We start from the raw sequence: 13,133 nt of genomic DNA on the forward strand, positions 1-13,133 counted from the left end.
CGCCGACGAATCTATGCAAATGAATGTATATCGTGAAACGTCCTGAGACCCAAGTTATTCCCGAGCGGATGCCGCGGGGCGAGAGCCGCCCTTCTGCACGGCTCGTCACCCCGTCGGGAGCCCCTCGAGCTCGTCCTGTCGCGGAGCACGATCGATGCGGCCCCCGGCGGCGTCGAACGCCTGCACCGGACGGGCGGCCGACCACGGCTCCCACCCGGGGTCGCCGTCGACGACGAACGACACCCACGCCCGATGCATCGCGTCGGCGAGCGCCTGCGGAGCCCCGCGACCGGCCATCAGCACCGAGTCGTCCGCGTCGACCCGGTCGAACACGAAGCCGAGCTCCATCGCGTGGGCCGCCCCCAGCCCGTCGACCGGGCTCTGCCAGCGGAACTCGTACACCCAGGTGGGCGCAGAGCCGATCCGGCTGTCGGCCAGCCGGGTGAGCGGGGCACGCACGAGCAGATCGCCCGTCACCTCCCCGAGGATCTCTCCCGGCGATGCGTCGGGACGACGACGCGCGTGGGCGGCGACCACCGCCTTCGGCACCCGGGCCACGAGCCGCGCGAGCGTGAGCGTCGCGCGCGAGATCCTCTCGACCGCCCCGCCGGGGACGAGCCACAGCCGGTACTCCTCGCTCGTCGACCCGATCAGCAGCGGGATGCCGGCGCCCGCACCCTCGAGGAGCGCGTCGACGGGGTTGCGCGGAATCGCCGCGCCGCCGATCGCGAGGGCGACCGCCGGCCCGCGCCCGAGCGGCGATGCACCCGCGGAGACTGCGGTCTGGGTCGCGACCAGGTCTGCCGCCGGTACGGAGGCGAACCCCGCGCGAGTGGGGGCGACCCCGCGCTTGCGGCCGATGGCCCGCGTCATGCGCGCAGCCTTCTCGACCGGCTGCGCGGTCAGCGGACCACTCTGCAGGATGAGCCGGTCGAACAGCTCCGCCGCATCGGGGAGCGCGAACAGGGCCGCCAGCGTGTTCGCCCCGGCGGAGTGCCCCATCGCGGTCACCCGTGCCGGGTCGCCGCCGAACGCGGCGATCTCGCGTCGCACCCAGCGCAGCGCCGCCTGCTGATCGAGCACGCCGAGGTTGCGCGGCACGTCGTCGAGCACCGCGAACCCCTCCTGCCCGACCCGGTACTGCACCGAGACGAAGACGATGCCGTGCCGCGCGAATCGCGCGCCGTCGTACGCGGCGAGCGCCGCACTGCCGCGCGTGAGGGCGCCGCCGTGCACGAAGACGAGCACCGGAAGCTTCGCGTCGGGCACTCGACCGGCCGGCGCCCACACATTCACGGTGAGGAAGTCGTCGCCGGGGATCTCGACGGTGGGGAGGTAGCGTCCGATCACCGGCGGGTACGGCGCCTGCGGCGCGGTCGCACCGAAGCGCGACGCATCCCTCTCCCCCTCCCACACCACGGGTGGCTCGGGCTCGCGGAACCGGCGCTCACCCACGGGAGGGGCGGCGTACGGAATGCCGAGGTAGCGGTCGACGCCCCCGTCGCTCACTCCCCGAAGCCTGCCGGTGGACACGGCGACGACCGGGGCGTCGGGCATGCGGATCTCCTTCGTTCCGGGGGCGCGGGCGGGACGCGCGAGGACTCTCAGGATAGGGTGGGCGACGCCGTGATGATGACCGAAAACTCCCGCGCGGCCGAGGCCGCGGCATCCGTTCCCCCGACCGCCACCGGCTCGGTGCGAGTCGCACGTCCCAAGAAGCGGACGCCCTTCTGGGACAACGCCCGGTTCGCGTGCATCGTGCTGGTCGTGCTCGGCCACGCCGTGCAGCGACTCACGTACGACTCTGACATCGCGCTCGGGCTGTACCTGCTCGTCTACGCGTTCCACATGCCGGCGTTCGCGATCATCTCGGGCTACTTCTCCAAGTCCGAGTCGCCCAACCGACGCCAGATGGCCCGCGTCATCACCGACATCATCGTGCCGTACGTGATCTTCGAGGGGCTGTGGCTCCTGACGAAGTTCCTCGTCGAGGGCCAGGCCGACCCGAATCTCACACGCCCATCGTGGACGCTCTGGTTCCTGCTCGCCCTCGGCACCTTCCGGCTGGTGCTCCCCTACCTCGCACTCCTGCGCTGGCCGCTGCTGTGGACGGTCGTCATCAGCATCAGCGTCGGCTACCTCCCGAACATCGACTCGACCTTCTCGCTGTCGCGAACCCTCGGCCTGCTGCCGTTCTTCGCCCTGGGGTGGTGGCTGCACGAGCACGACGTGGTCGCTCGGCTCGACCTGCTGCGGCGCCGGGCGTGGTGGGTGATCCCGACCGCTGTGGCGCTGTTCGCCGTCGCGGGATGGGCGGCGTGGTTCTTCGTCGACACGTGGCGCGCGATCGAGCTGCGGGAGTGGCTCTTCTACGACGAGAACTATTCCGCGATCGGCGGCACGCAGTGGTGGGCCGGCGGCTTCCGGCTCGTCCTGATGGTCGTCGCCCTGATCCTGAGCGCCGCCTTCTTCGCACTCGTCCCGCGTCGCACCCATCGCTGGACGCAGTTCGGTCAGTACACGATGTACGTCTACCTGCTCCACTCGTTCGTGCTCTATCCGTTCCGCGAGTCCGGGGTGCTGCGCGATCTCGACCCGACGTGGCTATGGCTGCCGATCGTCGTGGTGCTCTCGGTGCTCATCGCCCTCGGGCTCGCGACGCGCCCGGTGCGGCGGGTCTTCCGCCCGCTGGTCGAGCCGCGGCCGAGCTGGCTGTTCCGCGACCGCACCCTCGCTGCGAGCGAGGGACGCCGCAGCGACCCGACGGGCTCCCGCCGGCCGCGGGAGACCCCCGCGCCTCGCCACGCCGACCCCCGGCAGAACGGCTGACGCCGGCCGTTGCGCACCGACGCTCCCCCGCTGTCCACTTCGGACACGGGGCTTGTGCGATGCCCCCTGCGCCTCGTATGTTAACCGCGAATCACATATTCGCCGGACGGATCGCAGGTTCACGCCCACGTCGAAGACGACGCCCGGGCGCGGTTCGTCGTCACCGGAAAGGCAGGTCCCCCATGCCCGAGATGAACAGACGCGCCGTGCTCACCGTCGGAGCCGCGCTCGGACTCGCCGGAGCCGTCGCTCCGAGCGCCGCCTGGTCGTGGTCGCCCGCCGGCTCCGTCGCGGGCGCCGGAGCCGGAGTGGATCCGCAGTGGGTCTGGGACGACGAGATCGACCGCATCATCGCGACCATGATCCAGAACGGCCAGACCGCGCAGGTCAACGCCGCGATGGACGGCTGGGTGAACAACTGGCAGCCCGTGCCGAGCGGACTGCCGCCCGAGCTGTCGGGGTGGCTCGACACCCACATGAAGATGCCGGCGTGGGCAGACATGTCGAAGCTCCGCCGCGCCGCCGACTTCAACCGCCGCAAGGACACGTACCTGTTCATGATCTACGGCGTCGGCGGCGGCATCATGTCGACGGTCATCCCCCGCGAGGCACGCTCGGTCTACCACTCCAAGGGCGGCGCCGACATGCAGGACCGTGCGGCGAAGACGTTCTCGTTCGGGTACGACCTCAGCGACATCAACGCCTTCGAGACGACGGGCGAGTTCCGGGTGACCGCGAACCGCACCCGACTCGTGCACGCGGCCGTGCGGCACCTGCTCCCCCAGTCCCCGCACTGGCAGGCCAGCGGCCACGACGAGCAGATCCCCATCAGCAACCACGACATCCTCGTCACCTTCCACAGCACCGGCACGTTCGCGCACAAGAAGCTCAAAGAGTGGCGCGTGCCGATGTCGAGGGCCGACGAAGAGGCGTTCCTGCACTCGTGGCAAGTCGCGCTGCACTTCCTCGGCGTGAAGGACGAGTACATCCCGGCGAGCTGGGATGCCGCGCACGCGCAGGCCGCGCAGATCCTCACGCCCGTGCTCAGCCCCACGAACGAGGGCAAGGTGCTCGCCGAGGTGCTCCTCGGCCTGATCGCCCAGATCGACCTGGGGCTGACCCGCGGCTTCCTCAACGAGTTCGTCCGCTACCAGCTCGGCAACGAGGTGGGCGACTGGCTCGGCCTCAAGCGCGACTACGTTTCGGCGGCGACGATCCGCGTCGGCTGGCCGACCTACATCGCGTTCCGAGAGGGGCTGCTCCCGGTGATGCCGGCGAATTTCTACCTGTTCGACCAGCTGCTGCGCGCGATCGCCATGGCCTTCCTCAACCGCGGCACGTCGGGCACGACGACGGCGATCACGATCCCCGACATGAACCGCCCCACGCCCTGACCCAGCGGGTGAGCGGACGCACCACATCGACGCCCGGTTCGCCCGATCGCACACGACGTGCGGACCGGTCGGGCCGGGCGCCGGTGCGACCGCCGGTCGGCGCGGCGGCGGTAACGCCGCGAAACAGACCGACGGATGCCGCGGCGGCGGCTCTACCCTCGGCTCATGACCGACCTGAACCTGCCGATCCTCGACCTCTCGCAGCTCGACGAAGGCCCCGAGGCCGCCGAGCGCTTCCGCGACGACCTGCGCGCCGCGACGCACGACGTCGGGTTCTTCTATCTCACCGGCACGGGCGTGACGCCCGCCCTCGAGTCGCGCCTGCACCGCGCCGCGCGCGACTTCTTCGCCCTCCCCGAGGCCGACAAGCTGGCCATCGAGAACATCACGAGCCCGCACTTCCGCGGGTACACGCGCGTGGGCGGAGAGCGCACGCAGGGTGCGGTGGACTGGCGCGAGCAGATCGACATCGGTCCGGAGCGCGCCGCCGTCACCGACCCCGCCGCGCCGGACTTCGCCCGGCTCATCGGTCCGAACCTCTGGCCCGCAGCCCAGCCCGAGCTGCGGGAGGTCGTCTCGGAGTGGCACGACCACCTGTCGGGCGTCGCCCGCAAGCTCCTGCGGGCCTGGGCGCTGTCGCTGGGCGCGCCGGAGGACTACTTCGACGAGCACTTCGGCGAACCCTCGACGCTCATCAAGATCGTGCGCTACCCCGGCAAGGAAGACGTCGCGCAGGGGGTCGGCGCCCACAAGGACTCCGGCGTGCTCACTCTGCTGTGGGTCGAGCCGGGCAAGGGCGGCCTCCAGGTCGAGCGCGACGGCGAGTGGGTCGACGCACCGCCCGTGCCCGGTGCGTTCGTGGTCAACATCGGCGAGCTGCTCGAATACGCGACCCAGGGATACCTCATCGCGACGAAGCATCGGGTGATCTCCCCGCGGCTCCCCGACGACCGCATCTCGGTGCCGTTCTTCTTCAACCCCGCGCTCGACAAGCGGCTGCCGCTGATCGAGCTGCCGGCCGACCTCGCGGCGCAGGCGCGCGGCGTGACCCAGGACCCGGCCAACCCCATCCACTCGCTGTACGGCGAGAATGCGCTCAAGTCGCGCCTGCGCGCGCACCCCGACGTCGCCGGGATCCACCACGCCGACCTGGTCGCCGTCCGAGCAGCAGCATCCTGATCACGGGCGGCACCGGGCACGGCGACGCCCGCCCGGTCCGCTGCGGCACCCGGGAATGACGAAGGCCGCCCCACACCGTGGGGCGGCCTTCTCAAGAATGTTTCGCGCGATTGAACGCTGGTGCGAATGCCTTATCGACACTTCGGCTCGTCCGCTGGCGCGGACTCGCTCAGTGTGAACTGCGCCTTATCGGCGCAGGCCGAGGCGCTCGATGAGCGAGCGGTAACGGCTGATGTCGATGTCCTGGAGGTAGCCCAGGAGACGGCGGCGCTGACCGACGAGCAGGAACAGACCACGACGCGAGTGGTGGTCGTGCTTGTGCTCCTTCAGGTGCTCGGTCAGGTCCTTGATGCGCTGCGTCAGCATCGCGACCTGCACCTCGGGGGATCCGGTGTCACCGGGGTGCGTCGCGTACTCTTCGATGATCGCCTTCTTGACGTCTGCTTCCAGTGCCATAGGTGATCCCCTTTCTCGTCGTTGCGCGGTGCCCGACGCCTGATGCGTGAGCTCTCTTTATCCGCGGCCGATCAAACGGCAACCTCAAGAGTCTACCAGCCCCCGTTCGCCGCGGCGAACGCCCGTTCCCGGCGCCGGCGGGCGTAGCCGGACGGACGCGCACCGGCGGATTCCGGACGTCGCATCCGGCATCCCGCGCCCCCGCGGAGGGACGCGGCTACAGTCGCACCGTGACCACCGCTCCCCTCCGAACGACCGCCGCGCGCACCGGCTCGGGCCTCATCGCCGTGCAGTTCGCCCTCGCCGGGATCGTGTGGGGCTCCAGCTTCCTGTTCATGAAGGTCGCGCTGACCGGCATCTCGCCGACCCAGGTGGCGTGGTCGCGGCTCACCCTGGGCGCGCTCGCGCTCGGGCTCTTCGTGCTCATCCGGCGCGAGCCGTTCCCGCGGTCGCTGCGCATATGGGGCCACATGACGGTGCTGGCGGTGACCTTCTGCGTGATCCCGTTCCTGCTCTTCTCCTGGGCTCAGCAGCACGTGACGTCGGGCCTCGCGAGCATCTACAACGCCACGACCCCGATCATGACCGCGATCATGGCGGCGGTGGTGCTGCGCGTCGAGAAGCTCAAGCCCACGCAGATCATCGGCATCGCGATCGGCATCCTCGGCGTCGGCGTGATCATCGCGCCCTGGCAGGGCCTCGACCTCAGCCAGAGCGTCGTGGCGCAGCTCGCGATCCTCGGCGCCACCGCCTGCTACGGCTTCAGCCTGGCGTACATGCGTCGCTTCACCGCAGACACCGGCATGAGCGCGCTGATGTTCTCGTTCCTCAACATCGGCATCGCTGCGGCGATCATGACCCTGCTCGCACCCGCGATCGCACTCCAGCCGGTCGACCTCGACCTGTGGGTGATCGGCAGCGTCGTGCTGCTCGGCTGCCTGGGCACGGGCGTGGCCTACGTCTGGAACCAGAACACGGTGCGGGCCTGGGGTCCGACGCGCGCCTCGACCGTGACCTACCTCACCCCGCTCGTCGGCGTCGTGCTCGGTGTGGTCGTGCTCGGCGAGCACCTGTCGTGGAACGAACCGGTCGGCGGCCTCATCGTGCTCGCCGGCATCCTGCTCGCCCAGGACCGGCTGCGTCGGGCGCGTCGAACGCGCTCAGCCTCATCCGCTGCCGCGCGGTGAACGACGAAGGGACGGATGCCGAAGCATCCGTCCCTTCCCGTTCAGCCTGTGGCGGGCTCAGCCGACCTTGATCAGGTCGATGATGAAGACGAGGGTCTTGCCGCCGAGGAAGTGTCCGCCGGCGGGGCCGTATGCCAGGTGCGGCGGGATCACGAGCTCGCGGCGTCCGCCGACCTTCATGCCCGGGATGCCGTCCTGCCAGCCCTGGATGAGGCCGCGGAGCGGGAACTGGATGCTCTCGCCGCGGTTCCACGACGAGTCGAACTCCTCGCCGGATTCGTACTCGACGCCGGCGTAGTGCACGGTGACGGTGTCACCGGGCTTCGCTTCGGCGCCGTCGCCGACGATGATGTCGCGGATGACGAGGTCGGCGGGAGCGGGGCCGACGGGGGCGTCGAACTCGGGCTTTGTGCGATCGTTGGTCATGGATCCATCCAAGCACGATGCGCCCGCGATGTGCGGGGATGTTCGCTGAGCGCGGCATCCGTCGCCCGCCGGATCACCGTCCGAGACAGACTCAGCGCCCGGTGCAGCGGCTGTGCCTGCGTGTCTACCGGGCGCTGAGTTGATCTGCCTTCAGGATGCCGAGAGCCCCCGACGGTGTCAACCCCTCACGGCGTGTCACGACACTCGTCGATCGGCCGTCAGAGGGCGAACAGCGCCTGGCGCGCCCGCGCTGTGCTCTCGAGGAGCGCTCGTTCGTCGGCTGCGGCGTGCGGGTCGCGACCGGTGATGACGCGCTGCCGGGCGGCGGCGAGCGCGGTCGCGTCGGCGATGAACTGCTTCATGATCGCGGTGCGGTCGCCACGGAGGGTCCGCGCCCACGCGAGGCCCGTCTTCCGCCCCGCGGGGGTGGCGAGCATGTCGGCCTCCTGGGGCGTGAACCAGCCGGCGGCCGCGTACTCCCCCAGCCTGTTGCGCGTGAGACGCGCCTCCTCGCGGCGCAGCGCCACGATGCCCAGGATGAACACCACGAAGAGCGGGATCTGCAGCACGACGTACAGCGCGAAGAAGTCGCCGAACACCGCCGAGCCGTTCCACAGCGCGTGGAGGGCGATGGCGCCCGCGAGACCGGCGAGCCAGGGTCCGACGGCGGCACCTGCCGATGCTCCCCGTCGCGCGGCGAGGCCGAGCGCGAAGCCGGTGACGCTGGTGAACATCACGTGGGCGAAGGGCGAGAGGATGCCGCGCACGAAGAACGTGGCGCCGGCCTCGGTGGCCCCGCCCTGGATCGCGCTGATGGCGAAGTACTGGATGTTCTCGGTGAAGGCGAATCCGGCGCCGACCAGCGCGCCGTAGACGATGCCGTCGACCGGACCGTCGAACGAGCGCCGAGCCGCGGCGAAGATGAGGAAGACGCCGATGCCCTTGGCGACCTCTTCGACGATGGGCGCCTGCACCACCGCAGCCATCGCCTCGCGCGTCGGCGACCCGTCGTTGCCGATCGCGATCGTGAGGAGCAGGTCGACGCCGAGGGCGATGCCGACGGCGGCGATCGCTCCCCACGCGACCGCGAACGCGCGCAGCGAGAACGGCTCGGGCTCCCACCGATCGATGATCCGCACGGCGAAGAGCACGCCCGCGAGCGGGACGAGGGCGAGGAGCATGCCGATGACGGATGCGCCGGCGCCGAGCGCGTTGAGGAAGTAGGCGACGAGCACGACGAGCACCAGCACGAGTGCACCGGCCGCCCACAGCGCAGCCGACCGGACACGGGTCCCCGTGACGGGGACCGCGCCCCCGGCGACCGCGGCGACGGGCTGCGTGCCGGGTGCGACCGCGGGGATCTGCGTGGCCGGCGCCACACTCGGCTGGGCGAGCGAAGAGGCGAACTGCGGCGGGGTGAGCGAAGGCCGGGGGCGCCCGTCGTCAAGCGTCATGAGCACAGCCTATGGGTGCAGGCTCTGTCGGCTTTCGCGGGCGGGGCCGGGTAGTTTGGAAGGATGCGCTTCGCCCACGTCTTCCACGACGGCTCGGATCGACCGCGACTGGTCCTCGTCGAGGGCGAGCAGGCTGTGCTGGTGGACGAGCTCTTCCCCGGCGCGCCGCGTGTGCTCGAGGATCTGATCGCCGGCGGCGACGATCTGCTGGCCCGGGTGCGCGAGGCGGCTGCGGCCGGCGGCACGCGGCATCCGATCGCCGGCGCGGTCTTCGCCTCGGCGGTGCTGACCCCTCCCGTGATCCTGGCGATCGGCCTGAACTACGCCGCGCACTCCATCGAGCTGGGACTCAAGACCGACTCGACGCCCACCGTGTTCGTGCTGTGGCCGAACTCGCTCGCCGGCCACGACGGCACCACGAGCTGGCCGCGCTCGCTCAGCGAGTCGATCGACTACGAGGCCGAGCTCGGCGTCATCATCGGGCGCCCGGCGAAGGACGTCGCCCCCGAGGACGCACTCGACCACGTGTGGGGCTACACCGTGGTCAACGACATCACCGCTCGCGACATCCAGTACTCCGAGGCCCAGTGGTCGCGGTGCAAGTCGTTCGACGGCTTCACGCCCACCGGCCCGTTCGTCGTCACAGCCGACGAGATCGCCGACCCGCAGGACCTGCACATCTGGACGGTGCTCGACGGCCGCGTCATGCAGGACGCGAGCACGGACCAGATGGTCCGGCCCGTCTCGAAGCTCATCGCGCACCTGTCGCAGTCGGTGACGCTGCTGCCGGGCACCCTGATCTCGACCGGGTCGCCCGGCGGCGCCGGCTACTCGCGCGACCCGCAGGTGTTCATCCGCGACCGCTCGACCGTGACCGTCGGCATCGACGGCATCGGCGAGCTCACCACGCACTGCCGCATCCTCGACTGAGCGCCGCGCACGCGGCATCCGTCCGTGCACGCTGCGCGGCCGCCTCGACGACGAAGGCGGCGCGGTGCCGGAGCACCACGCCGCCTCACGAGACCGAGCTGTCTCAGTAGTCGAGCACCTCGGTGCAGTCGATCGGCACACCGTTGACCTCGACGATGCCGCCGCCTGCAGCGATGCACGCGTCGATGACCTGCTCCGTGCCCTGCACGGCCAGCGGGATGACGATCGCGAAGATCACGATGAGGGCGATGATGCCGAGCACCAGCAGCACCGAGCTGATGATGATCGCCGCGAGCGCGAAGCCGTTCTTGTGCCCGGCCTTGCGGCTCTGCACCAGCGCGACGACGCCGAGGATGAGGGCGATCAGCTGCGCGAAGAACGAGAGCACGAAGGCGACGATCCCCATCGTCTTGCCCGGGATCGGGCCGTCGGCGGGTGCACCGTATGCCGGGGGTGCCGCCGCGTACGACGGCGCCGCGCCGTAGGGTGCGGCGGGCGGGGCCGCGTCGTAGGCCGGCGGAGCGGTCGGCGCCGAGCCGTACGCGGGCGGCGCAGGCTGGTCGGCCGGAGCACCGTAGGCCGGGGCAGCGGGCGGCTCGTTCGCCGCCGGCGGCTGCGTGCCCTCGGGGCCTGCGGGATTCTGGGGGTCGGTCACGGGGCTTCCTTTCGCCGGGTGGTCGCTCCGACGGTATCGGGAGCGGGCGGGTCGGGGCAATCCGGTGATGCGACAGGCGTCAGGCCCCGCTCGGATGCGCCGCGTCGACGCGCTCTGCGACCTGCTCCCCGACCGGCTCGTCGGCGCCCACGATCGGGATGGCCGTGGTGATGGCCTCGAGGCCCGACAGTCGCGCCGGCGAGAGCTGCTTGGCGACCTCGTCGGCCGACATGAGGCCGGCCTCGATCACGAGGTCGGCGACGCTGCGCCCGGTGAGCAGTGCCGTCTTCGCGAGGGCCGCCGCCGCGGCGTAGCCGATGAAGGGTGTGAGTGCGGTGATCACGCCGACGCTCGAGCCCACCATCGCACCGAGGCGCTCGCGGTTGGCCGTGATGCCGTCGACGCAGTTGATCCGCAGCGTGTTCATGCCCCGGCGCATCCAGGTGATCGACTGGAAGATCGAGTGCGCGATCACCGGCTCGAACGCGTTCAGCTGCAGCTGCCCGCCCTCGACCGCCATCGTCACGGTGAGGTCGGCGCCGGCGACCGCGAACGCGATCTGGTTGACGACCTCGGGGATCACCGGGTTCACCTTGCCGGGCATGATGCTCGATCCCGCCTGGCGCGGAGGGAGGTTGATCTCCCCCAGGCCCGCCTGGGGGCCCGACGAGAGCAGGCGCAGGTCGTTGCAGATCTTCGACAGCTTGATCGCGTTGCGCTTGAGCGACGCGGAGAACGACATGAACGAGCCGGTGTCGCTCGTGGACTCGACGAGGTCGCCCGCGAGCGCGAGGTCGAGCCCCGAGATCTCGCGGAGGTGGCGCACGACGGCGGGCGAGTAGTCGCGGTTCGCGGTGATCCCGGTGCCGATCGCGGTCGCTCCGAGGTTGATCTCGTAGAGAAGGTAGGCGTTCTCGGTGAGGCGCTGGTGGTCGTAGCCGAGGGTGGTCGCGAAGCCGTGGAACTCCTGTCCGAGAGTCATCGGCACCGCATCCTGCAACTGGGTGCGGCCGACCTTCAGCACGTCGTGGAACTCGACCGCCTTCGCGAGGAACGCCTGGCGGAGGAGATCCAGCTCATCGAGGAGGCTCAGCAGATCCAGCCCGAGACCGACCTTGATCGCCGTGGGATACACGTCATTGGTCGACTGGCTGCGGTTGGTGTGGTCGATCGGCGACAGGAAGTCGTAGTCGCCCTTCTCGCGACCGGCGAGCTCGAGCGCGATGTTGGTGATGACCTCGTTCGCGTTCATGTTCGTCGAGGTGCCGGCACCGCCCTGTATCACCCCCACGATGAACTGGTCGTGGTACTCGCCGTCGATGACGAGCTGCGCCGCGCGGTCGATGAGGTCGGCCTTCTCCTCCGACAGGACGCCGATCTCCTTGTTGGCGCGGGCAGCCGCCTGCTTGACCATCGCGAGACCGTTCACGAGGTCCTTGTAGACCGAGATCGGCCGCTTGGAGATCGCGAAGTTCTCGAGCGCACGGGCGGTGTGGATCCCCCAATACGCGTCGGCGGGGATCTCCATCGATCCCAGGGAGTCGGTCTCGGTGCGGGTGCGCATCGTTGCGTCCAGAGCCATTTTCGTGGTGTCCTCGTGGGTTGTTCACGGCGGTGTGTGGGTGCCTCGAGCCTACCCGCGAGGCATCCGCCCTCACCTGTACGGAACGTACGCGACACCCGGTGCGGGTGTACACGGCGGCGAGATCAGGATGCCGTCGGTTTGCGCGAGAACGCCTCGAGCCGCTCCTGCGGCGAGAGCGCGGCCATCTGCGCCACCCATGCGGGCGAGAAGAAGTCGGAGGTCTCGGCGTCGACGACCGGGACGACGGCGTGCGTGATCGTGTCGTCGTAGACGTGGACGAGGTGGAACGACTGACCGGCATCCATCCCGTTCACCGACGCGGCAGGCCGCGCGAGATCCATCGTGTAGCACGTGGCCGCGGCCACGCTCACCGGAACACCGGCGAACGTGCCGCTCGTGGAGTGGTGGAGGTGGCCCGCGATGATCGCGCGCACGTCGGTTCCGGCGATCGCATCCGCCAGCCGGGACTGGTCGCGCAGCTCGAGGATGTCGAACAGCGGGATGTGGCTCGGCAGCGGGGGGTGATGCATCGCGAGGATCGTGCCGAGCGGCGCCGGGTCGGCGAGTTCGGCCCGCAGCCACGCGAGCTGCGCGTCGTCGAGGTCGCCGTGGTGCCAGCCGGGCACGGTGGTGTCGAGGGCGATGAGCCGGAGTCCGCCGAGATCGTGCACGCTCGTCACGGGCTCCTCGCTCGGCGCGAGGTCGAGCAGGTCGCGGCGCAGCGCGGTGCGCTCGTCGTGGTTGCCGGCGACCCACACCACGGGAGCGCCGAGGCGCGCTGCCACAGGCTCCACCGCCGCGCGCAGCGCCCGGTAGGCATCGGGCTCGCCGAGGTCGGTGAGGTCGCCGGTGAAGACGATCGCATCGGGGCGGATGCCGAGACCTTCGACCGCTTCGAGCGCCCGGAGCAGGTTCTGCTCGGTGTCGAACCGGCCGCCGAGGGGCCGGTTTCCGCCGAGGAGGTGGGTGTCGCTCAGGTGCACGATCGTGCGCCGGGCGGGCGGGTACTGGCCGAACTGCACGGATGCTGCATCCATG

General features: G+C 70.4%; 12 protein-coding genes. 5 read left to right on the plus strand and 7 right to left on the minus strand.

Annotated elements, in window-relative coordinates:
* Positions 1-105: 105 nt before the first annotated feature.
* Positions 106-1,557, minus strand: a complete 1,452-nt coding sequence (locus tag JOD63_RS08825) for a carboxylesterase/lipase family protein (RefSeq protein WP_045276113.1) — start codon at positions 1,555-1,557, stop codon at positions 106-108.
* 72 nt (positions 1,558-1,629) lie between these two features.
* Between JOD63_RS08825 and JOD63_RS08830 the strand changes: the two genes are divergently transcribed.
* The 3 genes from JOD63_RS08830 to JOD63_RS08840 all read left to right on the plus strand — a co-directional run bounded on the left by JOD63_RS08830 (position 1,630) and on the right by JOD63_RS08840 (position 5,402).
* The gene (locus tag JOD63_RS08830; RefSeq protein ID WP_407665034.1) at positions 1,630-2,829 is read left to right on the plus strand and encodes an acyltransferase family protein; all 1,200 of its coding nucleotides are present in this window, start codon (positions 1,630-1,632) and stop codon (positions 2,827-2,829) included.
* A 182-nt stretch (positions 2,830-3,011) separates the two neighbouring features.
* Positions 3,012-4,223, plus strand: coding sequence for an oxygenase MpaB family protein (locus JOD63_RS08835; RefSeq protein WP_045276112.1), 1,212 nt, complete (start codon positions 3,012-3,014; stop codon positions 4,221-4,223).
* Between the two features lie 165 nt (positions 4,224-4,388).
* Positions 4,389-5,402 (plus strand): isopenicillin N synthase family dioxygenase, encoded by a 1,014-nt coding sequence (locus JOD63_RS08840; RefSeq protein ID WP_045276111.1) that lies wholly within the window; start codon positions 4,389-4,391, stop codon positions 5,400-5,402.
* A gap of 186 nt (positions 5,403-5,588) precedes the next feature.
* Here JOD63_RS08840 and rpsO read toward each other — a convergent pair whose 3' ends face one another.
* Positions 5,589-5,858, minus strand: a complete 270-nt coding sequence (gene rpsO, locus JOD63_RS08845) for a 30S ribosomal protein S15 (RefSeq protein WP_045276110.1) — start codon at positions 5,856-5,858, stop codon at positions 5,589-5,591.
* 230 nt (positions 5,859-6,088) lie between these two features.
* On the opposite strand from rpsO, the gene JOD63_RS08850 reads away from it, so the two are divergent.
* The gene (locus JOD63_RS08850) at positions 6,089-7,045 is read left to right on the plus strand and encodes a DMT family transporter (RefSeq protein WP_045276109.1); all 957 of its coding nucleotides are present in this window, start codon (positions 6,089-6,091) and stop codon (positions 7,043-7,045) included.
* 57 nt (positions 7,046-7,102) lie between these two features.
* Here the strand turns inward: JOD63_RS08850 and JOD63_RS08855 are convergent, their stop codons facing one another.
* Both JOD63_RS08855 and JOD63_RS08860 read right to left on the minus strand, forming a co-directional pair.
* Complete coding sequence (locus JOD63_RS08855) at positions 7,103-7,471, minus strand: FKBP-type peptidyl-prolyl cis-trans isomerase (RefSeq protein ID WP_045276108.1); 369 nt, start codon at positions 7,469-7,471, stop codon at positions 7,103-7,105.
* A 218-nt stretch (positions 7,472-7,689) separates the two neighbouring features.
* Positions 7,690-8,925 carry a PrsW family intramembrane metalloprotease gene (locus tag JOD63_RS08860; protein WP_045276107.1) on the minus strand — a complete coding sequence of 412 codons (1,236 nt, stop codon included), beginning with the start codon at positions 8,923-8,925 and terminating at the stop codon, positions 7,690-7,692.
* A 63-nt stretch (positions 8,926-8,988) separates the two neighbouring features.
* Here JOD63_RS08860 and JOD63_RS08865 point away from each other — a divergent pair, with 63 nt between their 5' ends.
* Positions 8,989-9,855, plus strand: a complete 867-nt coding sequence (locus JOD63_RS08865) for a fumarylacetoacetate hydrolase family protein (protein WP_045276106.1) — start codon at positions 8,989-8,991, stop codon at positions 9,853-9,855.
* 103 nt (positions 9,856-9,958) lie between these two features.
* Here JOD63_RS08865 and JOD63_RS08870 read toward each other — a convergent pair whose 3' ends face one another.
* The 3 genes from JOD63_RS08870 to JOD63_RS08880 form a co-directional block, all read right to left on the minus strand.
* The gene (locus JOD63_RS08870) at positions 9,959-10,510 is read right to left on the minus strand and encodes a DUF4190 domain-containing protein (protein WP_157004015.1); all 552 of its coding nucleotides are present in this window, start codon (positions 10,508-10,510) and stop codon (positions 9,959-9,961) included.
* A gap of 79 nt (positions 10,511-10,589) precedes the next feature.
* The gene (locus JOD63_RS08875; protein ID WP_045276104.1) at positions 10,590-12,092 is read right to left on the minus strand and encodes an aspartate ammonia-lyase; all 1,503 of its coding nucleotides are present in this window, start codon (positions 12,090-12,092) and stop codon (positions 10,590-10,592) included.
* Between the two features lie 125 nt (positions 12,093-12,217).
* Positions 12,218-13,132 carry a phosphodiesterase gene (locus JOD63_RS08880; protein WP_045276103.1) on the minus strand — a complete coding sequence of 305 codons (915 nt, stop codon included), beginning with the start codon at positions 13,130-13,132 and terminating at the stop codon, positions 12,218-12,220.
* Between the last annotated feature and the right edge of the window lies 1 nt (position 13,133).

Origin of the sequence: Microbacterium terrae (genome assembly GCF_017831975.1) — a bacterium.
GTDB classification, from domain to species: domain Bacteria; phylum Actinomycetota; class Actinomycetes; order Actinomycetales; family Microbacteriaceae; genus Microbacterium; species Microbacterium terrae.

What these genes read in the sequence shown, in the direction of transcription:
- JOD63_RS08825 (WP_045276113.1), bottom strand. Translation starts at nt 1,557, where the DNA reads ATGCCCGACGCCCCGGTCGTCGCCGTGTCCACCGGCAGGCTTCGGGGA.
- JOD63_RS08830 (WP_407665034.1), top strand. Translation starts at nt 1,630, where the DNA reads ATGATGACCGAAAACTCCCGCGCGGCCGAGGCCGCGGCATCCGTTCCC.
- JOD63_RS08835 (WP_045276112.1), top strand. Translation starts at nt 3,012, where the DNA reads ATGCCCGAGATGAACAGACGCGCCGTGCTCACCGTCGGAGCCGCGCTC.
- JOD63_RS08840 (WP_045276111.1), top strand. Translation starts at nt 4,389, where the DNA reads ATGACCGACCTGAACCTGCCGATCCTCGACCTCTCGCAGCTCGACGAA.
- rpsO (WP_045276110.1), bottom strand. Translation starts at nt 5,858, where the DNA reads ATGGCACTGGAAGCAGACGTCAAGAAGGCGATCATCGAAGAGTACGCG.
- JOD63_RS08855 (WP_045276108.1), bottom strand. Translation starts at nt 7,471, where the DNA reads ATGACCAACGATCGCACAAAGCCCGAGTTCGACGCCCCCGTCGGCCCC.
- JOD63_RS08860 (WP_045276107.1), bottom strand. Translation starts at nt 8,925, where the DNA reads ATGACGCTTGACGACGGGCGCCCCCGGCCTTCGCTCACCCCGCCGCAG.
- JOD63_RS08865 (WP_045276106.1), top strand. Translation starts at nt 8,989, where the DNA reads ATGCGCTTCGCCCACGTCTTCCACGACGGCTCGGATCGACCGCGACTG.
- JOD63_RS08875 (WP_045276104.1), bottom strand. Translation starts at nt 12,092, where the DNA reads ATGGCTCTGGACGCAACGATGCGCACCCGCACCGAGACCGACTCCCTG.
- JOD63_RS08880 (WP_045276103.1), bottom strand. Translation starts at nt 13,132, where the DNA reads ATGGATGCAGCATCCGTGCAGTTCGGCCAGTACCCGCCCGCCCGGCGC.